Raw genomic sequence first — 25290 nt, forward strand, 5'->3', positions numbered from 1 at the left:
CCCGTTAAGGAGAGAGAAAAAAGCGGCAAGCGCCCGGTTATTCGCCCGGACGCTCGTTAATGGCCTGCGGATTGTACGTGATATACATCGCATCACCGTAACTAAAAAAGCGATACTCCGCTTTTACCGCTTCGCGGTAGGCGTTCATGGTGTGCTTATAGCCCGCGAACGCAGACACCAGCATGATTAGCGTCGATTCCGGCAGGTGGAAGTTGGTCACCAGCGCGTCGATCACTTTGTACTGATAGCCCGGATAGATAAAGATCTGGGTATCGCCGAAAAACGGCGCGATAAGCGCGTCTTGCGCTGCCTGCGCGGCGCTCTCAAGCGATCGTACCGATGTCGTGCCCACGGCGACGACTTTATTACCGCGCGCTTTCGCGGCCAGCACCGCGTCGACCACCTCCTGCGGCACTTCGGCGTATTCAGAGTGCATCACGTGATCTTCGATGCTCTCAACGCGTACCGGCTGGAACGTCCCCGCGCCGACGTGCAGCGTGACAAACGCCATCTCAATGCCTTTCGCGCGCAGGCGCTCAAGCAGCGGCTCATCAAAATGCAGGCCTGCGGTCGGTGCCGCGACAGCGCCCGGTTTCTGGCTGTAAACGGTCTGATAAAGCTCGCGGTCAGCCTCTTCATCCGGGCGCTCAATGTAAGGCGGCAGCGGCATATGGCCGATGCTGTTCAGAATATCCAGCACCGGGCGCGCGTCATTAAACTGCACTTCGAACAGCGCGTCGTGGCGCGCGGTCATCGTGGCGTTTACGCTTTCATCATCGCCCAGCAGAAGTTCCGCGCCCGGCTTCGGCGCTTTAGAGGCGCGGATATGGGCCAGCACGCGATGATCGTCGAGCATACGCTCCACCAGCACTTCAATTTTGCCGCCGCTCGCCTTGCGGCCAAAGAGGCGCGCCGGGATCACGCGGGTATTGTTAAACACCAGCAGATCGCCGGGGTTGAGCTTATCGAGCAAATCGGTGAAAGTGCCGTGCGTGAGATCTCCCGTCGGCCCGTCGAGCGACAGCAGGCGACAGGCGCTACGCTGGGCTTGCGGATAGTGAGCTATCAGGGATTCGGGTAATTCAAAGGAGAAATCGGTCAAACGCATGGCTGGAACTCTGACATAAAAAACAGGCGGCTAGTCTAGTGCCGGGGCGCGCTCCCTGCAACTGATAAGCCGCTTTATCTCTCTTTAAGGAAAGGATCGTTATGAATTTTCTTGCCCATCTGCATCTGGCGCATCTGGCGCAAAGTTCGCTGCCCGGCAATCTGATGGCGGACTTCGTGCGCGGCAAACCGGATGAGCTTTATCCGGCGGATGTCGTGGCGGGAATTTACATGCACCGGCGCGTGGATGTGCTGACCGATAACCTGCCGGAAGTGCGCGAGGCGCGCGAGTGGTTCCGCCCGGAAACCCGCCGCGTGGCGCCGGTCACGCTGGATGTCATGTGGGATCACTTTCTCTCGCGCCACTGGGCGCAAATCTCACCGGAGATCCCGCTTGCGGAATTTATCGCGCACGCGCACGCCCAGATTTTACCGACGCTGCCCGACGCGCCGGAGCGCTTTGTGAATCTTAATAACTACCTCTGGCGCGAACGCTGGATGGAACGCTACCGCGAGATGGACTACATCGCCCGCGTGCTCAACGGCATGGCGAGCCGACGGCCGAAACTCGCGGCCCTGCGCGACTCCTGGGACGATCTCAATACCCATTACGCCGCGCTGGAGCGCCAGTTCTGGCGCTTTTATCCGCGCATGATGGCGATGGCGCGCGAGCAAACGCTCTGATTACGCCGCTTTTTCGCCGCGAATCTCGCGCCACAGCCGCCAGGCGAGCAGCAGCAACCCGGCGGCGCCCGCCACCAGCACCGCCCAGATGATCCAGTTGTAGAGCGCGTTGCGCTGCGCGCTGGCGTCTTTGGCCGTCAGCCGCGCGTCGCCGCCGAGCGTCACCGCTTTTACCGCCTGCGCGTAAGGCAACATCTCCGGATCGTGAGAACCCGGCACCAGCGTTTGTAACTCCAGCGCCTGCGTTTTAGCGGCTCCATTGCCCCAGGCGAGCAGGAACGGGCCGCTGCCCTGGGCATTAAACACCAGCGTTTTTTCGTCGCGCTCGCCGGTCACTTCCGGGAACGCGTCGCCAAAGCGCTGGTTCACCGCCCGCACGCGGAGCGCGGAAATCTGCTCGCCGTGCAGCGGCAGCGTCACCGCCGGGCTCTCCGGCAGGCGATAAATAACCGTGCGGGCGAGCGGCTGCCACGCCATGTTATCCGCGCTGCGATACTCAATCTCCACCGGCACAACGGCGTTCTCAAGCTGCGGGCGCAGCGTCAGGGCATCGAACGGCTGTGGCCGCGCCCAGCGATAGACGGCGGCGTCATCGTTTTCTTTCTCGCCATGCGCGGCAAGCGTGACGCGCCGCGGCTGTACGTGCGGTGCCTGCCACAGCCCGGTAGCCGAGGTAAAATCAAGCGGCGCGCTGGCGTTTTTCACCACCACCAGCAGGTATTTCGCGCCGAAGAGCGACGGCGCACCACTGAAATCCACCGTGTTCTGCAACAGCCGCTGATTGCCGGAGGCTAAATCCAGCAGCGGCGCATCCGCGATGATCGGTTGCCAGTCGCGCATCGTCTCGCTCGCGAGCACGTCCACGCGCGCCTGCCAGCCGTTGACCTGTTGTGGCCACGCCAGTTGCAGCTGCGTCAGCGCGCGCTCGCCGTTGTTCTCGCCAAGCGGGAGCAGCCAGCTCGCGCTCAGTTGCTCTACCGGCGCGTTTTCCATGCGGATCTGCACACCGGACGGCGAGGTTAACAGCACCGTGCGCTGCTCTTCTTCGCTGGTTTTAACCGGCTGTGCGTCAAGCCTGTAGACCGTCAGCGGCGCGCGTTGCGGCGCAGGCGCGGGCGGCGTGGTGGTGTCGAGCGCAAAAGGCAGGCTTGCGCCCTGCGCATTAAACACGCGGATATCGCGCAGATCCGGCCAGGCGCTCTGCGAATAGACGGCCTCCGGCAGCGGCAGTCGATACCACGGCGACTGCCCTTCCACCGCAAGTTCCACACCGCGTGCATAATCCTGCGGACGCTCGGCGCGAGGGGTGTCGTCACTGGCCGCGCACGTCGCGGCGAACGCCCAGACAAGGGCAACCCATAACTGTTTCATTCTGCCTCTCCCTGACGGGTATTGACCGGCTGCGCCGCTTTCGGCGGCAGCGGTGAGAAATAACCGACAATCAGCACCAGCACCGCGACGCCGATAAACGCCACGGCGCGCGCAAGCCCGCCGCCGCCTGCGCTGTCCACCAGCATCAGCTTCACAATCACCACGCCGAGCAGGCCTGCGCCGCAGAACCAGCCCTGACGCGCGCCTTTACGCGTGGCGCTCACCATCACCAGCAGCGCCAGCAACATCCAGAGCAGCGCGAACGTGGTCTGGACCAGACGAGAATCCCACAGCGCGTCGGACTGCCACGGAATATCCCCAATCCACGCGAGCGTACGCAGCACCAGCCCATTGCCCCACCAGAACAGCAGCGCATACCAGACGAGCAGCGCCCACGGCTGCGCCTGCTGTAACAGCGGTGACCAGAAGCGCGTAAGCAGCCGCCACCCGCTCAGCACCGCCAGCAGCGCGAAACCTGCGCCAAGCTCCAGCGGGTTAATCAACGGCAGGTACGGCCAGTCGATTGTTACGCCGCTCATCAGGTTGCCCGCAAGCAGTAAGAACGCCAGTACGGGCGCGACCGGCAACAGCCCTGGCCCGCTGTAAAGCGCAGGCCACTGCGCGCACGGCCACACGCCGCGCCGGAGCGCGCCGTTCACCAGCAACACAATAGCGGCGCTGACGGCAAGGATAATGCCGGTCTGCCACGCCTCGCTGCCCCACGGCAGGCTATCGGTAAACCACCAGGTTTCCGCGCCAGCGGCAAGGAGCAGCATCCAGAACAGCGACAGATGCAGCGCCTGCTGAAGGCGAACCGGCAACGCACCGGCATCACGGCGCAGCAGCCAGAGCGCGCACGGCAGCGTCAGGCACCAGACGAGGCTGTGCCAGCCCGCCAGCACCAGCGCGCCATCAATAACAATGTGACAAGCCAGCATCAGCGCCATGCCCGGCCACAGCAGCCAGACGGCGTAAGCGAGATCCGGCCACGCCGCTTTGCGCGATACCGCGAGCCACAGCAAGACGGAGAGCGTCAGCAGTGCAAGCATCAGGGCAAGCCCGGTGGAGATATCCGTAAACGCCCAGCGGGCGGTCTGCAGCAGCGCCATCAGCCAGAAGGCGATGCCCGCGCCAAGATGCGCCCGGCTCACCTGCCGCTGCGGTTCGCGCCACAGCCAGCCGCCCGCCAGCCAGCAGAGCGCCAGCACCGCGCTGATAAACGCCGCGTTGAGCAGCGTAATACCATCAACCCATGCGTAAACAGCGCTGGCCGCCGCCAGCGTCAGCAGCACGCTGCCGCTGTAGCTCATCCGACGCTGCTTCTGCTGCATGCCAAACCACAGCAGCCCCAGCCCTTCCAGCGCCCAGGCGAGCGCTGTCCAGCGGGCCGACAGCGCCAGCGGAATAGCGAGCGTGACAAACGCGCCGCCGAGCGCCAGCCCGCCCAGCGCCAGTATTCGCCCCTCCTGCGGATAGCGGCGCAGCGCGGCACGCGCGAGCAGCAAATAGACCAGCCCGAAGCCGAGCGCCGAAAACGCCGGGCCATAGGTCCAGTGGCGGGTAATCGCATACTGCATCCCAAAGCCAACCAGCGGCGGCGCGAACAGCATCACGCCGTCGACGATTTTCTTGCGCCCCTGCGCGCGCAGCGACAGCGCCACGCAGACCACGCCAAAGAGCAGAATATTGGCGATAAGAAAGAGCTGGCAGCTCAGCCACTCGTCCGGCTGATAGCCGTTGATGCCCCAGAGGCCCGCCACGCCAAAGGTAAACAGCAAGCCGAGCAGATTAAGCTCGCGCCAGTGCTGCCAGACGCTGACGGCGGCGATGCCTACCGACAACAGCAGATAGAACGAGAAAAGCGCGATGTGATTGCCGCCGCCAGTTGAGAGCAGCAGCGGCGCGAGATAGCCGCCGAGACTCGCCAGCATCGCGAGGCTTAACGCCCGTTGCAGCACGGCCAGCGCGACGCTCGCGGCGCACACCACCAGCATCAGGCCGAAGGCGAGCGGCATCGGCAGCATCTGCCAGAGCCGGAACGCGCCGAAAATCGTGATATAGAGCGCGCCCACCGCGCCGCCCTGAAGGATGAGCGCATAGACCGGCGTCTTGTGGCGCAGCCGCCAGCCGAACGCCAGCAGCACCAGCGCCGCGACGCCCGCGCCCGCCACGCGCAGCTCAAGCGGCAGCATGTCGCGCTCAACGCTGTAGCGCAGCAGGAAGGAAATACCCAAAAAGAGCAGGATGACGCCGATTTTAGCGAGCGGATTGCCCTGCATAAACCAGCGCGTCAGGCTGGTGATAAGCCCGCCTGACGCCGCGGCATGGCGCGGTTCCGGCGCGGGTTCTTCGCGGCGCGTAGCAGCGGCGGGTGCAGGCGCTTTCGCCGCGTTGCGCACCGCCTGCGACCAGACCGGTGGCGCGTCCGCCTGCGGCACCGGTTCAGGCTCAGGCGCTGCCGCGGTTTCAGGCACCGGTTCGGGTTCTGGCGCGACAAACACGGGCGCAGGCTCCGGCGCAGGCGTTGCCACTGGCGCGGTTTCCACACCCGGCGGCGCAGACGCCGCGGCAAGCCGCGCTTCCAGCGTCTCTATGCGATTACGCAGGCGATGAAGTTCGGTTTCATTACGCGCGCTGCGTTTTAGCGCCATGATGGCTATCACCGGCACCACAACCACGCAGAAGAGCGCAATCAGAGCAGCAAATACAAAAATCTCATCCATTGATTTCAGACCCTGCGGCAGAAGTGCGGCTACTTTCCCATATCTGAATGAAAAGCGGTATTCCTTTACCGCGTTTCGTTACGCTTATCGCGAATGCAGGATCACCGCCGCGCCTGCGGCGAGCCGCAGCGTCAGCCCTTCCAGCGCGGCGTCGCCCTCTTCGCGCGTCCAGGCCCGGTCATCAAGGAGCGGCGAGAACGGCAGTGTGATTTCACAAGCCGCGCCGCGGTTCAGCGCCACCAGCACGCGCTCCTGCCGGAAGACACGCGTAAACACAAAGACGTCGCCTTTCGCATACACCACCTGGCACGCGCCGGAACGCAGCGCCCGGCTGCGGTGGCGCAGGCGCGCGAGCCGCTGATAGAGCGCCAGCAGCTCGCCGTCCTGCTGTGTTTTATCCCACGGGAACGGCTGGCGGCAGAACGGATCGTTGCCGCCTTCCACGCCCACTTCGTCGCCATAGAAAACGCACGGCACGCCGGGCCAGCAGAAAAGCCACACCGCCGCCGCCCTGATGCGCGCCGGGTCGCCTTTGGCGACCGTTTTAAAACGCGCAGTATCATGGCTGTCGAGCTGGTTAAACATTCGCAACTGCTGCTCGTGCGAGAGCGCGGCGCGATACTCATCCATCCACCGCGCGCAGTCGGCGGCGTCAAGCTGCTGTGGCTCAAGGCCGTGATCGACGCCCGCAAGAAAGCTCCACACCGGCGTCGTAAAGCCGCGGTAGTTCATGGCCGCATCTTCCACGTCGTTTTGCAGCCACTGGCGCGCGTCGCCGAAATGCTCGCCGAAGACAAACGCCTGCGGGTTTACGGCTTTGGCCGCGCGGGTGATCCCCTCGACGTGGCGCAGGTTTGCTTTCGCGCCGCCGCGTTCCCCAAGCATATGCACTACATCGAGCCGCCAGCCGTCGATGCTCCAGGGCGCTTTCAGCCAGTGTTTCACCACGCTCTCTTCGCCTGCGTAAATCTCTTCCACCACATCGCGCTCAGCGAAATCGAGTTTCGGCAGGCTGTCGTAGCCGAGCCAGCAGAAGGCGTGACCGTCCTCGGCGAAGGTGTACCAGTTGCGCGTCGGCGAATCCGGGTGATGGCACGCCCCGTCGGTGCCGTGATTCTGGCGATCGAACCACGGGTGCGTATCACCGGTGTGGTTAAAGACGCCGTCCAGAATCAGGCGCATATCCGCTTCACGCGTTTTTTCACGCAGGCGCAGCAGCGCTTCATCGCCGCCGAACTGCGGATCGACGTGGCGATAATCGGCGGTGTCATATTTATGCACGCTCGGCGCGCTGAAGATAGGGTTGAGATAAAGCGCCGTGACGCCGAGTTTTTTCAGGTACGGCAGTTTTTCGCAGATACCGTCGAGATCGCCGCCGTAAAACGTCGAGCCGCCCGCCTCTGCGCTGACCGGCTCGTGCCAGTCGCGCAGAATGATGTCGTGGCCCTGGGCGTGGTGGAAATAGATGTTGTCCTGCTGCGCGCCGCGCGGCGTGCTGCGGGCGAAGCGGTCCGGGAAAATCTGGTAGAACACCTGATCCTGCACCCATTGCGGGCCGTCGTCCGGCGCGTCGATGGCAAACAGCGCCAGCCGGGCGGGCGGAAACTCACTCAGCCCCAGCGGGCTGAACCACTGCTGGCGATCGCCCCATAACAGCTTAAAGCAGTAGCGGCGGCGCGGCTGGCCGTCGCCGAGCGGAATGCTCGCCTGCCACGCGCTGACCTGCGGATGCGGCGCGGCGGTCAGACGCTTCATTTCAAAGGGCGTTTCTTCGTTATCGCGCTCGTAACGCAGCATGACCTTTTCCGGCAGCGCGTCGCCCGCAAGCCAGAGGGTAATGAGTAATTTCTCCCCCTGCCGGTGAATAAAGGGCGCAACGGGGAGATGCCAGGCATTCAACATACACTTTGATCCTTAATCGACAGAAAACAGGCGCATCTTTCCACAGGGGCAACCGCGCGCCTTCCTCATTCTGGATTTTATTGGGGGAGGAGACGGGAGGCGGAGAAACAGAAGTGAGCGTAGAGCGAAAACGACATCCCCGCCAGGCGGCGGGGATGAGAGGGCGCGTTATGCGGAAAGTCGGGCGTCGCGGCGGCGTTTAAACACCCAGCCCACCAGCAGCAGCGCAATCCACGCGAAACCGACGTAGAGCGAAATGCGGGTATCAGGGTGATAGCCAATCAGCGCGATGATAAATGCCAGGAAAATCAGGCCGACGATGGTCGTCGCCACGCCGCCCGGCACTTTGAATTTCAGTGCTTTGACTTCATCCACGCTCAGGCGACGGCGGAACGCCACCTGCGAGAGCAGGATCATTATCCAGACCCAGACGGTCGCAAAGGTCGCGAGTGACGCAATCACCAGGAAGACGTTTTCCGGCATGATGTAGTTGAGATACACCGCCAGCAGCATCGCAAAGCACATCACCACCACCGTCACCCACGGAATGCCGCGGCGCGAGGTTTTGGCGAACACTTTCGGCGCGCTGCCCTGCTCGGCCATGCCGTGCAGCATACGGCCCACGCCAAACACATCGCTGTTAATCGCCGACAGCGAGGCCGTCAGCACCACGAAATTCAGAATGCCCGCCGCAACGGTGATCCCCATATGCTGGAAAGTGAGCACAAACGGGCTGCCGTTGGTGCCGACTTCATTCCACGGGTAAATAGACATAATCACGAACAGCGTGCCGACGTAAAACACCAGAATACGCAGCGGCACTGAGTTAATGGCGCGCGGAATGGATTTGGCCGGATCTTTCGCTTCACCGGCGGTGATGCCGATAATCTCGATGCCGCCATAGGCGAACATCACCATTTGCAGCGCCATGACGGTGCCAATCCAGCCGTTCGCGAAGAAGCCGCCGTTACTCCAGAGATTATGAATGCCGGTCGGCTGACCGCCGTTGCCGATACCCCAGACAATGATGCCGATACCGGCCGCGATCATGATGATAATGGTGGCGACTTTAAAGAACGAGAACCAGAACTCCAGCTCGCCGAAGACTTTCACGCTCATCAGGTTAATGGCGCAGATGATAAGCACCACGCTCAGCACCCAGACCCAGTGCGGCACCGTCGGGAACCAGACGCCCATATAGATGCCGAACGCGGTGACGTCGGCAATGGCGACAATCAGAATTTCAAAGCAGTAGGTCCAGCCGGTGATATAGCCTGCGAGCGGGCCAAGGTTATCCTGCGCGTAGCGAGAAAATGAGCTCGCCGCCGGGTTATGCACAGACATCTCGCCAAGCGCGCGCATGATGATATACGCCGCCACGCCGCCGATAATGTAAGCCAGCAGTACGCTCGGGCCCGCCATTTTGATGGCGTCCGCCGAGCCGTAAAACAGGCCGGTGCCAATCGCTGAACCCAGCGCCATAAAGCGGATGTGTCTTGTACTCAATCCGCGCTTGAGCTTGTTCTCGTTTTCCATCTTTCCAGTACCACGTCATACAATAAAAAACCACGGAGCCAGGCCCCGTGGTTCAACAATCAACCGACGATCAGTGAGCGGTGGTTGTCACGCTCCGTCCGGCCGCACGATCCCAGAGCGCCGCCGCCAGCGTAATCGCGACGGTCGGCAGCAGCCAGGCCAGCCCCTGATCCGCCATCGGCAGTTTCTGAGTCCAGGCCGGAAGGATACCGCTTATCGCGGAGGCTTTCACCCCATCAATCAAACCAAACAGCAGACTGACCGCCATCGCCGGGGCGATAACACGGCCCGAATTATGCCACCAGCCGCGGGTGAAGCTCAGCACAACGAGTGCGATACATGGCGGATAGATGGCCGTCAGCACCGGAATGGAGAACTGAATCAGCTGGCTTAAGCCAAGGTTCGACACCACCATCGAGAAGAGACCCAGGATAAACACCAGCGCGCGGTAAGAGAGCGGCAGATACTGCGCGAAAAACTCGGCGCAGGCGCAGGTCAGGCCGACCGCCGTCACCATGCACGCGAGGAAGATCAGCGCCGCCAGCAGGAAGCTGCCCGCACCACCGAAGGTGTGCTGAACATACGCATGCAGAATCGCCGCGCCGTTGGCGGACTGATCCACCAGCGTCGCGCTGTCAGAGCCCAGACGGAACAGTGCCAGATAGAGCAGCGTCAGGCCGACGCCTGCCATCAGGCCCGCGAAAATGGTGTAGCGCGTCAGCAGACGAGAATCAGACACGCCGCGCGAACGCGCCGCGTTGACGATAACAATGCCGAACACCATTGCGCCGAGCGTATCCATCGTCAGATACCCGTTCACGAAGCCGTTAGAAAACGCCGCTTTCTGATAGGCATCAGTCGCCACGCTGATATCACCCGCCGGCCAGACAATCGCCGCCACCGACAGCACCACCAGCGCGATGATTTTCAGCGGGGCCAGGAAGTTACCCACGGTATCCAGCAGTTTGCCCGGATAGAGCGACACCAGAATCACCAGCGCGAAATAGACCAGGCTGTAGATGAGCAGCGGCAGCGCGCCGTCGCCGGTGAGCGGCGCAATACCCACTTCAAACGACACGGTCGCGGTGCGCGGCGTCGCGAACAGCGGCCCGACGGCCAGATAGCACACCGTCGCCAGCAGAATGCCCGCGACGCGGCCAATCGGATGGCTCAGGCTGTCAACGCCACCGCCAACTTTCGCCAGCGCCACCACGGTCAGCACAGGCAGACCCACGGCGGTAATAAGAAAGCCGATCGCCGCCGTCCAGACATGCGGACCGGCCTGCAAACCAACCATGGGAGGGAAAATGATATTGCCCGCGCCGACAAACAACGCAAAGGTCATAAACCCCAGTGCGATAATGTCGCGCGATTTTAAACGATGGGTCATAAGATTTACTGCCTGTGGATGTGGTGTTGAAATTGACTAATTTTTTATCGCCAGTTACCTGACGAAAACGCGGCTATTTGCAGAGCTGACAGCGGGATATGCTTCCCGATTACGCTGGCGAAGAATTGTTTTTCGATTTACTAGGTAAAAACAGTCGGTCTGGCAATAGCAGGGGCGCAATTTAAACGCTTATAACGTTTAAAGGCAAGACGGGATCGTAAAACCAGACCTTTATGCCAGATCTAAGTTTCAGAGCAGTGATAAAATCTAAAATCGTAAAAAACCTCCGGCGATTCGCGCGAGCAAAAAAGCGTCAAACGCTGTAAAAAGCGTTCAGAGTCGGCGAAAAAATGAATAAGGCCAGCTTATGGCTGGCCCTGGAAAGAAAGGTTGACGAATTAAGCGTCAGAAAGCGCTTTGGCAGGCGCGGAGACGATTAACCGCTCCGGCAGGAGGAAGGAAAACGTCGTGCCTTTGCCAGGCGTACTTTCAATCTCCAGACGCGCGTCGTGGTGCGTCAGCGCATGTTTCACAATCGCAAGCCCCAGCCCACTCCCACCCGTCTGGCGCGAACGCGCCTTATCCACGCGATAGAAACGCTCGGTGAGGCGCGGGATATGCTCCGCGGCGATCCCCGGCCCGGTGTCGGCCACGCTAAAGCGCGCCCCGTTCGCCACGTGCTCCCAGCGCACCGTGATGTGCGTCCCGGCGGGCGTATGGTTGACCGCGTTATACACCAGATTTGAAATCGCGCTGCGCAACTGCTCGTCGTTGCCAAGCACTTTAAGCTGCGGATCGACCTCAAACGTGAAGGTCTGCTTCTGCTGGCTCAGCGTCTGCGCCTCGCGCTCCACCACCCGCAGCATCATCGGCACGTCGATGGTTTCGTTAAGCTGCATTGCGGGTGCCGCCTCGATTTTCGAGAGCGTGAGTAGCTGTTTCACCAGCCCTTCCATGCGGAAGGTCTGCTCGCGCATCGTGTGCAGCGCTTTTTCACGCAGCGGCCCTTCGAGCGTCTGCTCGTGCATCATCTCCAGATACCCCTGCAACACGGTCAGCGGCGTGCGCAACTCATGGCTGACGTTAGCGAAGAAGTTGCGCCGCGCGCCTTCGAGTTGGTGCATCTGCGTGACGTCGCGCGCCACCATTAACAGCTGATCTTCGCTGTACGGCATCACGCGAAACTCAAGATGACGCCCGTTATTGAGCACCAGATGCAATGGCCGGTTGAACTCCTTGCCGCGCAGATAACTGGTGAATTCCGGGTAGCGCAGCAGGTTTAAGATGTTCTGGCCGTTATCGTCCGGCCAGCGCAGGCCGAGAAGCTGTTGCGCAAGGCCGTTACACCAGAAGATGACGCCCTCTTCCGTGGTCAGCACCACGGCGTCCGGCAGGGATTCCGCGCCGCTGCGAAAGCGTTTGATAAGATTGCCCAGTTCGCGGCGGCGTTTTTTATTGCGCAACTGCATCTGGTGCAGACCGTAGAGCAGCGGCTCCCAGCTCCCGCTGCCGGGCGGCGGCGTCATGCTGCGATCCACCCACAGCCACCAGGAGAGCCGCAGCAGATTCCAGAAATGCCAGATAAGCAATCCGGTCACCGCCGCCAGTAAAAACCATGCCAGATAGCCGAATATCGCCCCGAGCACCAGCGCCGGAATACAGCAGAGCAACAGCTCCAGCACCAGTCTTTTCCATGACAGCCGTTCCAGCACGCGTCACACTCCTGTTTTGGGTTTAAAAACGGGTTGAGAACCGATAACCCGTGCCGCGCACCGTCTGAACCATTCTGTCATGACCACTCTGCTCCAGCGCCTTACGCAGGCGGCGGATATGCACATCCACGGTGCGATCTTCCACATACACATTGGTGCCCCAGACGTTATTCAGCAGCTGTTCGCGGCTGTAAACGCGCTCCGGGTGCGTCATAAAGAAGTGTAACAGCTTGAATTCGGTCGGCCCCATATCGAGGGGATTTTCGCCGGTCATCACGCGGTGCGATGACGGATCGAGGCTTAAGCCCTGCATTTCGATAACTTCATCAACGGCCATCGGCGAGATACGGCGCATGACCGCTTTAATACGCGCCACCAGCTCTTTCGGGGAAAACGGTTTGGTAATGTAATCGTCAGCCCCCGTTTCCAGGCCACGCACGCGGTCTTCTTCTTCGCCGCGCGCGGTCAGCATGACGACCGGAATTTCGCGGGTCAGCGCTTCGCGTTTGATATGTTTAATAAACTGGATCCCCGATCCGCCGGGCAGCATCCAGTCCAGCAAAATCAGATCGGGCCAGGGCTCATTGAGTTGATTCACCGCGCTGTCATAATCTTCCGCTTCCACCGGCTGGAAGCCGTTTTGTTCCAGTACGAAACACACCATCTCGCGGATAGGTGCTTCATCTTCAACGACCAGAATACGTCTCGCCATGATTCGCCCTGTTAAATAAAGTAAACAGTATGTTATGCGGCGCCATTATGCGTCAGATTTATGACAGATTTATGAAAAAGATGACCGTTAGATGACCTGTCAGCGCAGGCGGTTAAACCTGGCGGCGCGACGAAACAGGACACCCGCCGTACTGGATGTTTATAATCCCCTTCTCGCTTTTTCGCCACAGGGCATTCCATGCGTATTCTGCATACCTCAGACTGGCATCTTGGACAAAATTTTTACGCCAAAAGCCGCGCCGCCGAACATGAAGCTTTTCTCGACTGGCTGCTGGAGGCGGCGATAGCGCATCAGGTGGATGCGATTATCGTCGCGGGCGACATCTTCGATACCGGCGCGCCGCCAAGCTATGCGCGTGAGCTCTACAACCGCTTTGTGGTCAAACTCCAGGCGGCGAACTGCCCGCTTATCGTGCTTGGCGGCAACCACGATTCGGTCGCGACGCTCAATGAATCCCGCGAACTGCTGGCCTGCCTCAATACCCACGTTATCGCGAGCGCGCAGCTTACGCCAGAAACGCAGGCCACGCTTTTATACCGCCGCGACGGCGAGCCGGGTGCCGTGCTCTGCCCGGTGCCGTTTTTACGCCCGCGCGACGTACTGCGAAGCCTCAGCGGGCAGTCAGGCCGTGAAAAGCAGCAGCAACTGTTGGAAGCCATCAGCCTGCACTACCAGCAGAGCTATGAGGCCGCGTGCGCGCTTCGCGGCGAGCGTAACCTGCCGATTATCGCGACCGGCCATCTGACCACCGTCGGCGTGACCAAAAGTGACGCGGTACGCGACATCTATATAGGCACGCTCGACGCCTTCCCGGCGGACCGCTTTCCGCCCGCCGATTATATCGCGCTCGGGCATATTCACCGCGCCCAGAAAGTGGCGGGCTGCGAGCATATCCGCTACAGCGGCTCGCCGATTGCGCTGAGCTTTGATGAAACCGGCAAAGAGAAAAGCGTTTATCTGGTGGAGTTTGCAGACGGCAAACTGCGCGACGTCACAGCCCTGCCGGTACCGGTCAGCCAGCCGCTGGCGGTGCTGAAAGGCAGCCTGGAATCCATTACCGCGCAGCTCGAACAGTGGCGCGACGCGCCGGACGAGCCGAAAGTCTGGCTCGATATCGAAATCGACACCGGCGAGTTTCTGCATGATATGCACCGTCAGATAAGTCAGCTCACCGAAAGCCTGCCGGTGGAGGTTGTCCTTCTGCGTCGCAGCCGCGAAATGCGCGAGCGCGCGCTCGGCACGCTCAGCACCGAAACGCTCAGCGAGCTGGGGCCGGAAGAGGTGTTTGAACGCCGCCTGGAGCTGGAGGCGCTTGAGGAGCCGGAGAAAGCGCGCCTGCGCACGCTCTTCGCCCGCACCCTGGAGAGCCTGCACGAGGAGGACGAGGCATGAAAATCTTAACCCTGCGCCTAAAAAACCTGAACTCGCTGAAAGGCGAATGGAAAATCGACTTTACCGCCGAACCGTTCGCGAGCAACGGGCTCTTCGCCATTACCGGCCCGACCGGCGCGGGCAAAACCACGCTGCTCGACGCCATCTGCCTTGCGCTCTACCACCGCACGCCGCGCCTGAACGCGCTGTCGCAAAGCCAGAATGACCTGATGACGCGCGACACCGCCGAGTGTCTGGCGGAAGTGGAGTTTGAAGTCAAAGGCGTCGCCTGGCGCGCCTTCTGGAGCCAGAGCCGCGCGCGCGGCCAGCCGGACGGTAACTTGCAGGCGCCGCGCGTGGAGCTGGCGCGCTGCGAAGACGGCAAAATCGTCGCCGATAAAATCAAAGACAAACTCGACAGAATTGCCGCGCTGACGGGGCTGGATTACGACCGTTTCACCCGTTCGATGATGCTCTCGCAGGGGCAGTTTGCCGCGTTTCTCAATGCCGAAGCCAAAGCGCGCGCCGAACTGCTGGAAGAGCTGACCGGCACCGAAATCTACGGTCAGGTCTCGGCGCGTATTTTCGAACAGCATAAAGAAGCCCGCAGCCAGCTTGAGAAGCTTGAATCGCAGGCGCAGGGCGTGCGGCTGCTGGACGAAGCGCAACGGGAAAGCTTAACCACAGGTTTGCAGGCGCTTACTGACGAGGAAAAAACGCTGCTTGCCCGCCAGCGCCAGTTACAGCAAGAACACCTGTGGCTGACGCAGCGCACCGCGCTTGCCAGCGCGCTCGACGCGACGCGCCAGGCTGCGGCTGCGGCGGATGCGGCGTTACAGGCCGCCGCCCCGGATCTCGCACGGCTTGAAGCGGCGCTACCGGCGGAAAAACTGCGTCCGGCCTGGCTGCGCTGTCAGGAGCTGGAAACCGCCCTTACCGCCACCGGTCGCCAGTATGAAGAAGTAAGCGTTCGCTTACAGGAAAGCCAGCAGCGCCGCCGTGAGATCCGCCAGGCCGCTGCACAGCAGGCGCAGGCGCAGGCGGCAGAACTCACGCAACTCGGCCAGTGGCTGACGGAGCATGACCGCTTTCGCCTCTGGAGCAGCGAGCTCGCGGGCTGGCGCGCGGTGCTGGCGCAGCAGAAACGCGACCGCGACCAGCTACGCGCGCTGAACGAGACGCTTGACGCCACCCGCCGCAAGCGCGACGCGATGCCGGACGCCGGGCTTACGCTCTCGCCGGAGGACGCCGCGCAGGCGCTGACTAAGCTTAACGAGCAGCGCCCGCTGCGCCAGCAACTTGCAACGCTCCAGTCATCCTTTGCGCCCCTGACGCGCCGTAAAGCGCGCCTGCAGGAGACGAACAGCGCGCTGCAAACGCAAATTCAGCACGCCGAACAGCAGCTGGCGCAAAAGCGTCAGGATTACAAAACCAAACAGGAAGATGTGGCCCGGGCGAAAGCGGTGTGCGATCTGGAGCAGCGTATCGCGAGCCTCGTTGAAGAGCGCGCGCGCCTGCAACCCGGCAGCCCCTGCCCGCTGTGCGGCGCGACCGAACACCCGGCCGTGGAGGCGTATCAGGCGCTGAAGCCCGACGCGAGCCGTCTGCGTCTTGCGCAACTAGAGCAGGAGAAAGAGCAGCTCGGCACCGAGGGCGCGGCGCTGCGCGGCCAGCTCGACGCGCTGATGAAACAGCGCCAGCAGCAGGAAAGCGAAGCGGCAAGCCTGCTGGAAGAAGAGCAAGCACTCACCTCACAATGGCAGACGCTCTGCGCGGCGGCAGGGCTCACCCAGACACCGGGCGACGATCTCACCCCCTGGCTTGACGAGCAGACCCGCCGCGAACAGCAGTTGCATCTGCTGCGCGAGCGTCAGATGCTGGAGGCCACGCTTGAAGGCACACAGCGCCAGGTCACGTCGCTGGAAGCGGCCTGGCAGACGCAGCAGGCGGCGCTGCGCGACCAGCTTGACGCCTTCGCCCTGCCCGCCCCGGATAACGACAACCCCGCGCCGTGGTTCGCCGAACGTGAAGAAGAGGCGCGCCGCTGGCAGCAAAATCACGAGCGCCAGCAGCGTCTGCGTGAACAGCTTGCCGCCTGTGAAGCGCTGCTGACCCTGCTGCCGCAGGAGGGTGATGCGCAGGCGGCGTCGCTCGCTGCAGACGACCTGCCGCGCGCGGGCCAGGAGATCCATACGCGCTGTTTATCGCTGGAGGCGCAGTGGCAGACACTTGGCGCGCAGCTTCTGCAGGAGCGCGCGCGCTACCAGAGCGCCCTGCAGGCGTTTGAGGCGGCGCTCGCCGCAAGCCCGTTTGCGGATAAAGCAGCGTTTCTCGCCGCCCTGCTGGACGACGCCGCCCGCAGCCAGCTCGAAGCGCAAAAACAGCGGCTGGAGCGCGAGCGCGAAACGCAGCACACGCTGCTTGCGCAGGCGCAGCAGGCGCTGGAGCGCCACCTGAGCGCGCGCCCGGAATCGTTGGAAGAACAGGCTGACGCTCAGCAGAGCGAAGCCGCGCTCGCGGCGGTCACGGAGCAACTGCGCGATAACACCACGCGCCAGGGGGAACTGCGCCAGCAGTTACGCCAGGACGAAGAGAGCCGTACGCAACTGGCAGCGCTTCTTGGGCAGATTGACGAGGCCAGGCGCGAGGCCGACGAATGGGGCCAGCTCAACCATCTGGTCGGCTCGCAGAAAGGCGATAAATTCCGTAAGTTCGCACAAGGGCTGACGCTGGATAATCTGGTATGGCTCGCCAATAACCAGCTGACGCGCCTGCATGGCCGCTACCTGCTTAAACGCAAGCTGAGTGAGGATCTGGAACTGGAAGTCGTCGACACCTGGCAGGCGGACGCGGTGCGCGACACCCGCACGCTTTCCGGCGGCGAAAGCTTCCTGGTAAGCCTCGCGCTGGCGCTGGCGCTCTCGGATCTGGTGAGCCATAAAACCCGCATCGATTCGCTGTTTCTGGATGAGGGCTTCGGCACGCTGGACGCCCAGACGCTTGATACGGCGCTGGATGCCCTTGACGCGCTGAACGCCAGCGGCAAAACCATCGGCGTCATCAGCCATGTGGAGGCGATGAAAGAGCGTATCCCGGTGCAGATCAAGGTCAGAAAAATTAACGGCCTTGGCGTGAGCCGCCTGGCGCGCGAATATCAGGTCGATTAAGGCCGATAAAAAGGGGCGTTGCGCCCCTTTCTTTTTATATTAACGCACCACCGGCCAGAGCCACGCCGCACCGCGCACGCCGCTGGAATCGCCATGCACCGCTTTGCGCACCGGCGTTTCGCACTCGCCGCCAAACACCCAGTGTTTCATCAGCGGCGGCACGGTTTTATAGAGTCGGTCGACGTTGCTCATGCCACCTCCCAGCACAATCACATCCGGGTCGAGAATATTGACGATATGCGCCAGCGATTTCGCAAGCCGCATCTCGTAGCGGCTGAGCGCAAGCTCCGCCAGCGCGTCCTGCGCCTCCACCAGCCGGATGATTTCGCTGCCCCTGAGCGGCTGACCGCTTAAGCGATGATAGTCGGTCGCAAAGCCCGTGCCGGAAATAAAGGTTTCGATACAGCCCTGCTTGCCGCAGTAGCACGGTACTTCTTCCCGGTAGCGCAGTTCGTCTTCATCCATCCACGGCAGCGGATTATGGCCCCACTCGCCCGCGTTGCCGTTGGCCCCTATATGGCTCATGCCGCCAAGCGCGATGCCGGAGCCGCAGCCGGTGCCGATGATAACCGCAAAGACCGTCTGCGCGCCCTTCGCCGCGCCATCGACCGCCTCCGACACGGCAAAGCAGTTAGCATCGTTGGCGAGCCGCACCTCACGAGAAAGCCGCGCGCTGAGGTCTTTATCCAGCGCCTGACCGTTCAGCCACGTGGAGTTGGCGTTTTTAACGACGCCCGTATACGGCGAGAGCGTACCCGGAATGCCGACGCCGACAGTGCCGCGCTCGCCGGTCTCTTTTTCGGCAAGCTCCACGAGACCGGCTATCGTCTCGATGGTTTGCGGGTAGTCGTCACGCGGCGTCGGCACGCGGTGGCGAAAGCGCTGCTCGCCGTCATCGCCAAGCGCAATCACTTCGGTTTTGGTGCCGCCTAAATCGATCCCAATACGCACGTCTGCTTCCTCATATTCAATGACTTACCAGGAGAGTAGATAACCTGCCCGTGAAAGGCAATGAAACGCCGCGGCTGATTCGTTATCATGCCCGCTGCGTTTAACTACCAGGCCGTGGAAATTAACATGCTGTGGTTCAAAAATTTAATGGTTTACCGTTTAAACCGCGACGCCGCGCTGCGTGCGGATGAGATGGAAAAACAGTTAGCTGCGTTTACCTTCACCCCGTGCGGCAGCCAGGATATGGCGAAAACCGGCTGGGTGCCGCCAATGGGCGGCGGCAGCGACGCGCTTACCCACGCCGCCAACGGCCAGATTGTGATTTGCGCGCGCAAAGAAGAGAAAATTCTGCCAGCGCCGGTCATCAAACAGGCGCTGGAGGCGAAAATCGCCCGTCTGGAGGCCGATCAGGGCCGCAAGCTTAAAAAGACGGAAAAAGATTCGCTGAAAGATGAAGTGCTGCATTCGCTGCTGCCGCGCGCCTTCAGCCGCTTCAGCCAGACCATGATGTGGATCGATACCACCAGCGGGCTTATCGTGGTGGACTGCGCCAGCGCCAAAAAAGCGGAAGATACGCTGGCGCTGCTGCGTAAAAGCCTCGGCTCGCTGCCGGTGGTGCCGCTGACGCTGGAAAACCCGATTGAGCTGACGCTCACCGAATGGGTGCGCGCCAATAACGTGCCGCAGGGTTTTCAGCTGCTGGACGAAGCGGAGCTTAAGGCCATTCTGGAAGATGGCGGCGTGATCCGCTGTAAAAAGCAGGAGCTGGTGAGCGACGAAATCGCGGTGCATATCGAAGCAGGGAAAGTGGTCACCAAACTGGCGCTCGACTGGCAACAGCGCGTGCAGTTTATGCTGTGCGACGACGGCTCGCTGAAACGCCTGAAATTTGCCGATGAGCTTCGCGATCAGAACGACGACATCGCCCGTGAAGATGTGGCGCAACGCTTTGACGCCGATTTCACGCTGATGACCGGCGAACTGGCGGCGCTGATCCAGAACTTAGTGGAAGCGCTGGGCGGCGAAGCCCAGCGTTAAGACGCTCGCGTCGCCCCGCCCGGGGCGGCGCGCTTACAGGTAGCGGCAGAGATAGGATGTCGGCTCGGCCACCTGCAGATGAAACTCGCTGTGCCCAGGCACGTGAAACACCTGCCCCGCTTCATACGTTTTCCATTCGGTTTCGCCCGGCAGCAGCACATGCAGCGCGCCGCTGACCACCGTCATCTCTTCCGGCTGGGCCGTGCTAAAAGTGTACTCCCCTTCCGCCATCACGCCGACACTGGCGCGGCCCGTGCTGCTGCTGGTGAAGCCGATAGATTTCACTTTACCGGAAAAGTATTCGTTACTCTGAAGCATAAGCAGGCCCTTACTGAAAAAATGGTTGGAAAAACAATATAGAGGGCCAGCCGGAGCGCTGTCACGCAAATTGTGACAACGGCTCAGATAAGCAGTTCGGAAGCGAGACGCGCCACCAGGACATTACTGAGTAATACCGGCACATCCAGCGCTTTTTGCAGCAGATCGCGGTGTTTTTGATGAAAGCCGAGGCAGTCGAGCAGCAATACATCCGCGCCACGCGCGAGCAGATCGCGCCCGGCACCAACCAGCTCATCTTCTGTACCGTAAAACGGGTTCGCCAGCGCGTACAGCGGCGGGTTTTCCAGCACCTGCCATTTCTGCGCCTGGATATCCATAAGCTCCGGGATCGGCACAATCACGCCTACCTGGTGCCCGTCGACAATGGAAGCGACCAGCGGCGGAATAATACGTTCGGGCTCCAGCAGTATCGCGTTGCGCGCGCGAAGCCCCGAAAAACGCTGCGTACTCATCAGTAAAATGACGTCATAACCCTGGTTATCGAGCACTTCAATCACGCTTTGCAGCGCCCTTTCGGTTTTGGCTTTCGATACCGTCGCTTTTTCACCATCGGCGAGCATGGTGATTATCGTCTCTTCATGGCCCGACGCGCCATAATCGTCCATCGCCTCGGCGCGCGACAGTTTCCCCATCAGGCTGATATGGGTGATGTGCTGTTCATCGATATGTTCGGTTAACAGCGGGAGGATCTCACTGACGGGCACTACGCCGATGGTAAGTATGGCCAGAGTCGCACGCATTTTTATCGCCTTGATTTACAGCTTCTCAAACAGTTAACGACACCTTTCGCCCGGAACTTGAGCGCAAGCGAAAGATGGATCACAAAGCGTAGCAGCTTCCGGGCCTTATCCGGAGAAAAAAGCCCTCTGCCGCTTAACAATAATCATAACGTATCGTTAACATTAGGTTTGGATGAAAGGTGTGATGCAAAGCGGTAACGACTCATTTTCGGAGTGGCGGAAAGCGCAGCGTAACGCACGCGCTTTCCGCTGGTCGGGGTCAGGATTTGTCCGGGTCTTCGTAACGGCGCTTGGCGTCCAGCGCTTCCTGCTCGGTAGGGTGTTCACTAATGAGCGAATCCGGCTCGGGGTGATCGGCACGGAGCTGATAACTGGTGACGGTTTTGCCCGGCACGCCTTTTTCAACGGGAACCACGCGCGCTTCGCGCGGATAAGGAGGTCTGGTCGGCATAGCGCTTCCTTGTTTATCGGTCAGAAGCGTTAAGTATAGACAATCCCGTCAGTTAGCTGGCGTGGGCAACCTGCAGTGCGTCAATAATGCGAGAGACGATAACCGCGGGCGCGTCGGCGGCGTCAATCACATGGTGAGCGCACTCGCGATAGAGCGCATCGCGCACCGCCAGCACATCAGCGATTTCTTCCGTCACCGGCTTGCCGGTAAGCGTCGGGCGCTGCCCCGCTTCCGGGAAGGCTTCAAGCCGCTGCGCCAGTACCTCAACCGGTACGTTGAGATAAATCACCACGCCATGCGCGCGCATAAACTCGCGGTTCTCATCACGCAGCACCATGCCGCCGCCGGTCGCCACGACCGTCGCGGGCGCGGTGACCGCCTGTAACGCTTCGCTTTCACGGGCGCGAAAACCCGGCCAGCCCTCTTTCTCCACCACTTCAGCGACCGTCATCTGCGTATGTTCCCGCAGCCAGCGATCGGTATCGGCAAAGCCGTACGCCAGCGCGCGTGCCAGCGCCTCGCCGGTGGTGGTTTTTCCGCAGCCGCGCGCGCCGATTAAATAAATGGGTTGATTCATGGATGGATTACCTCGCCTTCCGCCTGCGGCGAAAGGGTTAGACAGCAGGCCGTAAGCCGTGAGTTTAACAACAAACTAGTACATAAGACAGGCGTAAATTTAAACTTACAAAAGAGTCCGGACACAGCGACATCCCGCGCAGGACAACCCTTCTTCCGTTTTAAGGGTGTAAAGCCACGATACCACTGACGGGCGTTCGTCAGGCGCGCCCACCATACTTGAAAGCGCCCACTGAACACAACCCCGCTATCCGCCGCACCCGGTTACATATTTCTTATTTCCTTTACGCGCCGGATATTTACAAGCGCCGATTTTTCTCCAGACTTAACTATTGACGCGTTCAATGACAGAGGGATGAATCATGCAATCTGAAGAGCAACGTCTGATTGACGGGCTTTTTGACCGACTCAAAGCCGCCGGTGAAAACAGCGCGCCGCGCGATGCGGACGCTGAGCGCTGGATTGAGCAGCATATGCGCAACCAGCCGGGTGCCGCCTATTACATGGCGCAAACCATTCTTATCCAGGAAGCGGCCATGAAACAGCTCAATGGCCGTATTCAGGCGCTCGAAGCGGAAGTGGCGCAGCTTAAGCAGTCGGCGAGCCGCCAGCAGAGCAGCGGCGGTTTCCTGGCTGGCCTCTTTGGCGGCAACAAGAGCGAGCCGGAAGCCCCGCGCCCGCAGGCCACGTCGCGCGGCTCCGATCCCATCCCCGGCGCGCAGCAGTACCAGAGCGCACCGCAGGCAGGCTACGCGCCACAGCAGGCAGCCCCCCAGTATTACAATAACGCCCCACGCGGTGGCGGCTTTATGGCGGGCGCACTGCAAACCGCCGCCGGTGTGGCGGGTGGCGTGGTGCTCGGCAATATGCTGACCAGCATGTTCAGCCACCACCAGCCGGAGGAGATCGTCAATATCATCAACGAACCCGCGCAACCGGCGGATAATAGCCCGGTCAACGCCGTTGAAGATTATAACCAGGCGGATGACAGCCAGTTCCTGAACCAGGACGCCGGGCTGCAGCAGGACAACGCCAACGACTACGTGCCTGCCAGCAGCGATGAAGACTGGAATAACGATTTCGCGGGCGATGACTTTGGCGGCGACGATTTCGGTGGTGATGACGATAACTGGGTTTAAGCCTGGCGTTTTCTGCCGCTGAGCCACTTATCGAGTTCAGCAGCGAATTGCTGGCGGTCGCGCTGGCTTAAGGCATCCGGGCCGCCGGTCTGGATGCCGCTGGCGCGCAGCGTATCCATAAAATCGCGCATCGTCAGGCGCTCACGAATGGTGGCCTCGCTGTAGCGCTCGCCGCGTGGGTTTAGCGCCACCGCGCCTTTGGCTATCACTTCCGCCGCCAGCGGAATATCCGCCGTGACCACCAGATCGCCTGGCTCGCAGCAGCGCACAATTTCGTTATCCGCCACGTCAAAACCGGCGGGCACCTGGCGGGCGCGGATGAACTTTGACGGCGGCACGCGCAGCGGCTGGTTCGCCACCAGAATCACCGGCGTTTCGGTGCGCTCGGCGGCGCGGAACAGCACTTCTTTAATCACTTTCGGACACGCATCGGCATCCACCCAGACTGGCATTACGACTCCTGATTGTCGGCGGGAATAATGGAGATTTTGCCATTTTTCTCAAGGATGGCGAATTTTATCTCTTCCAGCCGCTCGATCCCCTGGCTGGTGCGGGCCGAGCTTAAAATATCCTCCCGCGAGATCCCCGCTTTTTTCATGCGCGCCGTCAGCAGGCGGCCATTTTCCACCAGGATGAGCGGCGAGCCGTCGAGCAGCAGATCGAGTCGCGGAAACGCGTTTTTCACATAGCTCAGCAGAATATCGAGCACAATCAGCGTAATGATGGTGATCGCCGCACCGGTAAACGAGAAGTCGTTACCGAGCAGCGCCTGCTGGGTGGCTTCACTGATGATTAACAGCAGCACGAAATCAAACGAGTTCATCTCCAGCAACGTGCGGCGACCGGCGATTTTCAGCACCACCAGCAACAAAAAATACATGCCTGCGGCGCGTAATACGCTATCCATGATGTTCTCCTACGGATAAACCCACTGATTCAGATGGACCGGCGATGCGTCTTCAAGCGTCACGGTAGAGGTAACGCGCCCTGCCGACTGCGGCTGCGTCACTATCCAGACGGCGTGAGCGCCATCCGGCGTCGGCGCAAAAGTGAGCGTCAGTGAATGCTGTCCGGTATGGGTCACTACCGGCTGTGGCTGGAGCGTTTGCAGCACGAAGCGATCGGGGAAATCGCCACCGAACGCGACTGTCACCGGCTGATTTTTCGGCCCCTGAATGCGCAGCGCGAAAGGCTCATCGCTCTCGGCGCGCAGAAAACGCTGATACTCCACCGTCAGGCTTTTCTCCGGATTGGTCGCTGAGGTTTCGCTCAACCAGCCATCGGAAAAACCGCCCAGTAGCGCAATCAACACGATTGCAAACAGCAGCCAGTTGCCGCCCTGCTGAATGCGCCACTCTATGCGCTGGGCATGCATATGCTCACGCACCGGCACGTCGCGGCTGGCGCTTTCGTCAGAAACGATTTTGTCCATTCCCCACCTCCCGGTTTCAGGATAAGCGTAGCCGAAGCCTTAACGGATTGCCGGAAAGCGCGTTAAGCTATAGCCCATATGAATCTGGACGCGATAAAACGGAGAGATGCTGTGGAAAAGAAAACAGGCTTTATCGGTTGCGGCAATATGGGCAAGGCCATTCTCAGCGGCCTGCTGACCAGCGGCCAGGCGCGGGCGGAAAACGTCTGGGTCTATACGCCATCAGAAGAGAGCCAACAGGCGCTGAAGCAGGAGTTTGGCGTGAATACCGCCTCCAGCGCGCAGGAAGTGGCCCAGGCGACGGATATCGTCTTTGGCGCGGTGAAGCCTAACATCATGCTGAAAGTCATGAGCGATATCGCCTCCAGCCTGAATAAAGACTCGCTGGTGGTTTCCATCGCCGCCGGGATCACGCTGGATCAGCTGGCAACCGTGCTGGGGCACGATCGTAAAATCATCCGCACCATGCCGAACACACCGTCGCTGGTGCAGGCCGGGATGACCTCCATCACGCCGAACGCCCTGGTCAGCGAGGAAGATATCCGGGATGTGCTCGCGATGTTCCGAAGCTTCGGCGAGGCGGAAGTGGTGGCGGAATATCTGATTCACCCGGTGGTGGGCGTCAGCGGCTCGGCCCCTGCGTATGTCTTTATGTTTATCGAAGCGATGGCCGATGCCGCCGTGCTCGGCGGTATGCCGCGCGCGCAGGCGTATAAATTCGCTGCCCAGGCGGTGATGGGCTCAGCCAAAATGGTGCTGGAAACCGGCAAACATCCGGGCGAGCTGAAAGATATGGTCTGCTCGCCGGGCGGCACCACCATCGAAGCGGTGCGGGTGCTGGAGGAGCGCGGCATGCGCGCGGCGGTGATTGAAGCGATGGCCCAGTGTATGGCCAAATCGGAGAAGCTCAGCAAGGGCTAAAAAGAAA

Annotated in this window: 22 protein-coding genes; 6 read left to right on the forward strand and 16 right to left on the reverse strand. The window is 61.0% G+C overall.

The window, feature by feature from the left end:
• Nucleotides 1-37 precede the first annotated feature (37 nt).
• Entirely contained in the window at nt 38-1108 is a 1071-nt protein-coding gene (gene queA / locus G6041_RS10560) for a tRNA preQ1(34) S-adenosylmethionine ribosyltransferase-isomerase QueA (RefSeq protein ID WP_012125505.1), read from the reverse strand.
• A gap of 101 nt (nt 1109-1209) precedes the next feature.
• Between queA and acpH the strand changes: the two genes are divergently transcribed.
• Nucleotides 1210-1791: an ACP phosphodiesterase gene (gene acpH / locus G6041_RS10565; protein WP_004387765.1), complete on the forward strand. Its 582-nt coding sequence runs from the start codon at nt 1210-1212 to the stop codon at nt 1789-1791.
• Here acpH and G6041_RS10570 read toward each other — a convergent pair whose 3' ends face one another.
• From G6041_RS10570 to phoB, 7 genes are all read right to left on the reverse strand, one after another.
• Nucleotides 1792-3162, reverse strand: a complete 1371-nt coding sequence (locus G6041_RS10570) for a DUF3999 family protein (protein WP_012125506.1) — start codon at nt 3160-3162, stop codon at nt 1792-1794. It abuts the gene before it with no gap.
• Nucleotides 3159-5885 (reverse strand): DUF2339 domain-containing protein, encoded by a 2727-nt coding sequence (locus G6041_RS10575; protein WP_012125507.1) that lies wholly within the window; start codon nt 5883-5885, stop codon nt 3159-3161. Before G6041_RS10575 ends, G6041_RS10570 begins: the two co-directional genes overlap by 4 nt.
• A gap of 84 nt (nt 5886-5969) precedes the next feature.
• Entirely contained in the window at nt 5970-7787 is a 1818-nt protein-coding gene (gene malZ / locus G6041_RS10580; protein ID WP_012125508.1) for a maltodextrin glucosidase, read from the reverse strand.
• Between the two features lie 168 nt (nt 7788-7955).
• Nucleotides 7956-9323, reverse strand: a complete 1368-nt coding sequence (proY, locus tag G6041_RS10585; RefSeq protein WP_012125509.1) for a proline-specific permease ProY — start codon at nt 9321-9323, stop codon at nt 7956-7958.
• Between the two features lie 70 nt (nt 9324-9393).
• Nucleotides 9394-10713 (reverse strand): branched-chain amino acid transporter carrier protein BrnQ, encoded by a 1320-nt coding sequence (brnQ, locus tag G6041_RS10590; protein ID WP_004387769.1) that lies wholly within the window; start codon nt 10711-10713, stop codon nt 9394-9396.
• Between the two features lie 398 nt (nt 10714-11111).
• Nucleotides 11112-12425 (reverse strand): phosphate regulon sensor histidine kinase PhoR, encoded by a 1314-nt coding sequence (phoR, locus tag G6041_RS10595; RefSeq protein WP_012125510.1) that lies wholly within the window; start codon nt 12423-12425, stop codon nt 11112-11114.
• 22 nt (nt 12426-12447) lie between these two features.
• Nucleotides 12448-13137 (reverse strand): phosphate response regulator transcription factor PhoB, encoded by a 690-nt coding sequence (phoB, locus tag G6041_RS10600; protein ID WP_004387771.1) that lies wholly within the window; start codon nt 13135-13137, stop codon nt 12448-12450.
• A 198-nt stretch (nt 13138-13335) separates the two neighbouring features.
• Here phoB and sbcD point away from each other — a divergent pair, with 198 nt between their 5' ends.
• Nucleotides 13336-14550 (forward strand): exonuclease subunit SbcD, encoded by a 1215-nt coding sequence (gene sbcD / locus G6041_RS10605; RefSeq protein ID WP_012125511.1) that lies wholly within the window; start codon nt 13336-13338, stop codon nt 14548-14550.
• Nucleotides 14547-17696, forward strand: coding sequence for an exonuclease subunit SbcC (gene sbcC, locus G6041_RS10610; protein WP_012125512.1), 3150 nt, complete (start codon nt 14547-14549; stop codon nt 17694-17696). The genes sbcD and sbcC overlap by 4 nt, the downstream gene beginning before the upstream one ends.
• Before the next feature lie 39 nt (nt 17697-17735).
• Here sbcC and mak read toward each other — a convergent pair whose 3' ends face one another.
• Nucleotides 17736-18647, reverse strand: a complete 912-nt coding sequence (mak, locus tag G6041_RS10615) for a fructokinase (RefSeq protein WP_012125513.1) — start codon at nt 18645-18647, stop codon at nt 17736-17738.
• A gap of 126 nt (nt 18648-18773) precedes the next feature.
• Here mak and rdgC point away from each other — a divergent pair, with 126 nt between their 5' ends.
• The gene (rdgC, locus tag G6041_RS10620; protein ID WP_004386837.1) at nt 18774-19685 is read left to right on the forward strand and encodes a recombination-associated protein RdgC; all 912 of its coding nucleotides are present in this window, start codon (nt 18774-18776) and stop codon (nt 19683-19685) included.
• Nucleotides 19686-19718: 33 nt separating this feature from the next.
• Here the strand turns inward: rdgC and ppnP are convergent, their stop codons facing one another.
• From ppnP to aroL, 4 genes are all read right to left on the reverse strand, one after another.
• On the reverse strand, nt 19719-20003 hold the full coding sequence (gene ppnP, locus G6041_RS10625; RefSeq protein WP_004386838.1) for a pyrimidine/purine nucleoside phosphorylase: 285 nt from the start codon (nt 20001-20003) through the stop codon (nt 19719-19721).
• Between the two features lie 83 nt (nt 20004-20086).
• Nucleotides 20087-20764 (reverse strand): AroM family protein, encoded by a 678-nt coding sequence (locus G6041_RS10630; RefSeq protein WP_007865143.1) that lies wholly within the window; start codon nt 20762-20764, stop codon nt 20087-20089.
• Nucleotides 20765-21023: 259 nt separating this feature from the next.
• Entirely contained in the window at nt 21024-21215 is a 192-nt protein-coding gene (yaiA, locus tag G6041_RS10635) for a protein YaiA (RefSeq protein ID WP_004386841.1), read from the reverse strand.
• Nucleotides 21216-21267: 52 nt separating this feature from the next.
• Complete coding sequence (aroL, locus tag G6041_RS10640; protein ID WP_007902263.1) at nt 21268-21792, reverse strand: shikimate kinase AroL; 525 nt, start codon at nt 21790-21792, stop codon at nt 21268-21270.
• Between the two features lie 361 nt (nt 21793-22153).
• Between aroL and G6041_RS10645 the strand changes: the two genes are divergently transcribed.
• Complete coding sequence (locus G6041_RS10645) at nt 22154-22930, forward strand: DUF2076 domain-containing protein (protein ID WP_012125516.1); 777 nt, start codon at nt 22154-22156, stop codon at nt 22928-22930.
• Here the strand turns inward: G6041_RS10645 and G6041_RS10650 are convergent.
• The 3 genes from G6041_RS10650 to G6041_RS10660 are packed head-to-tail and all read right to left on the reverse strand — an operon-like array spanning nt 22927 to nt 24362.
• A complete protein-coding gene (locus G6041_RS10650) occupies nt 22927-23382 on the reverse strand; it encodes a YaiI/YqxD family protein (protein WP_012125517.1) in 456 nt (151 codons plus the stop codon). The genes G6041_RS10645 and G6041_RS10650 overlap by 4 nt on opposite strands.
• Nucleotides 23382-23837 (reverse strand): DUF421 domain-containing protein, encoded by a 456-nt coding sequence (locus tag G6041_RS10655; protein ID WP_004386845.1) that lies wholly within the window; start codon nt 23835-23837, stop codon nt 23382-23384. Before G6041_RS10655 ends, G6041_RS10650 begins: the two co-directional genes overlap by 1 nt.
• 9 nt (nt 23838-23846) lie before the next feature.
• Nucleotides 23847-24362, reverse strand: coding sequence for a hypothetical protein (locus tag G6041_RS10660; RefSeq protein ID WP_012125518.1), 516 nt, complete (start codon nt 24360-24362; stop codon nt 23847-23849).
• A 111-nt stretch (nt 24363-24473) separates the two neighbouring features.
• Between G6041_RS10660 and proC the strand changes: the two genes are divergently transcribed.
• The gene (gene proC / locus G6041_RS10665; protein WP_004386847.1) at nt 24474-25283 is read left to right on the forward strand and encodes a pyrroline-5-carboxylate reductase; all 810 of its coding nucleotides are present in this window, start codon (nt 24474-24476) and stop codon (nt 25281-25283) included.
• Nucleotides 25284-25290 lie beyond the last annotated feature (7 nt).

The sequence above is a fragment of the Cronobacter sp. HA18003 genome, from assembly GCF_011605905.1.
GTDB classification, from domain to species: domain Bacteria; phylum Pseudomonadota; class Gammaproteobacteria; order Enterobacterales; family Enterobacteriaceae; genus Cronobacter; species Cronobacter sakazakii.

Coding starts and splice junctions, on each gene's coding strand:
- queA (WP_012125505.1), bottom strand. CDS start 1,108: ATGCGTTTGACCGATTTCTCCTTTGAATTACCCGAATCCCTGATAGCT.
- acpH (WP_004387765.1), top strand. CDS start 1,210: ATGAATTTTCTTGCCCATCTGCATCTGGCGCATCTGGCGCAAAGTTCG.
- G6041_RS10570 (WP_012125506.1), bottom strand. CDS start 3,162: ATGAAACAGTTATGGGTTGCCCTTGTCTGGGCGTTCGCCGCGACGTGC.
- G6041_RS10575 (WP_012125507.1), bottom strand. CDS start 5,885: ATGGATGAGATTTTTGTATTTGCTGCTCTGATTGCGCTCTTCTGCGTG.
- malZ (WP_012125508.1), bottom strand. CDS start 7,787: ATGTTGAATGCCTGGCATCTCCCCGTTGCGCCCTTTATTCACCGGCAG.
- proY (WP_012125509.1), bottom strand. CDS start 9,323: ATGGAAAACGAGAACAAGCTCAAGCGCGGATTGAGTACAAGACACATC.
- brnQ (WP_004387769.1), bottom strand. CDS start 10,713: ATGACCCATCGTTTAAAATCGCGCGACATTATCGCACTGGGGTTTATG.
- phoB (WP_004387771.1), bottom strand. CDS start 13,137: ATGGCGAGACGTATTCTGGTCGTTGAAGATGAAGCACCTATCCGCGAG.
- sbcD (WP_012125511.1), top strand. CDS start 13,336: ATGCGTATTCTGCATACCTCAGACTGGCATCTTGGACAAAATTTTTAC.
- sbcC (WP_012125512.1), top strand. CDS start 14,547: ATGAAAATCTTAACCCTGCGCCTAAAAAACCTGAACTCGCTGAAAGGC.
- rdgC (WP_004386837.1), top strand. CDS start 18,774: ATGCTGTGGTTCAAAAATTTAATGGTTTACCGTTTAAACCGCGACGCC.
- ppnP (WP_004386838.1), bottom strand. CDS start 20,003: ATGCTTCAGAGTAACGAATACTTTTCCGGTAAAGTGAAATCTATCGGC.
- G6041_RS10630 (WP_007865143.1), bottom strand. CDS start 20,764: ATGCGTGCGACTCTGGCCATACTTACCATCGGCGTAGTGCCCGTCAGT.
- yaiA (WP_004386841.1), bottom strand. CDS start 21,215: ATGCCGACCAGACCTCCTTATCCGCGCGAAGCGCGCGTGGTTCCCGTT.
- aroL (WP_007902263.1), bottom strand. CDS start 21,792: ATGAATCAACCCATTTATTTAATCGGCGCGCGCGGCTGCGGAAAAACC.
- G6041_RS10645 (WP_012125516.1), top strand. CDS start 22,154: ATGCAATCTGAAGAGCAACGTCTGATTGACGGGCTTTTTGACCGACTC.
- G6041_RS10650 (WP_012125517.1), bottom strand. CDS start 23,382: ATGCCAGTCTGGGTGGATGCCGATGCGTGTCCGAAAGTGATTAAAGAA.
- G6041_RS10655 (WP_004386845.1), bottom strand. CDS start 23,837: ATGGATAGCGTATTACGCGCCGCAGGCATGTATTTTTTGTTGCTGGTG.
- G6041_RS10660 (WP_012125518.1), bottom strand. CDS start 24,362: ATGGACAAAATCGTTTCTGACGAAAGCGCCAGCCGCGACGTGCCGGTG.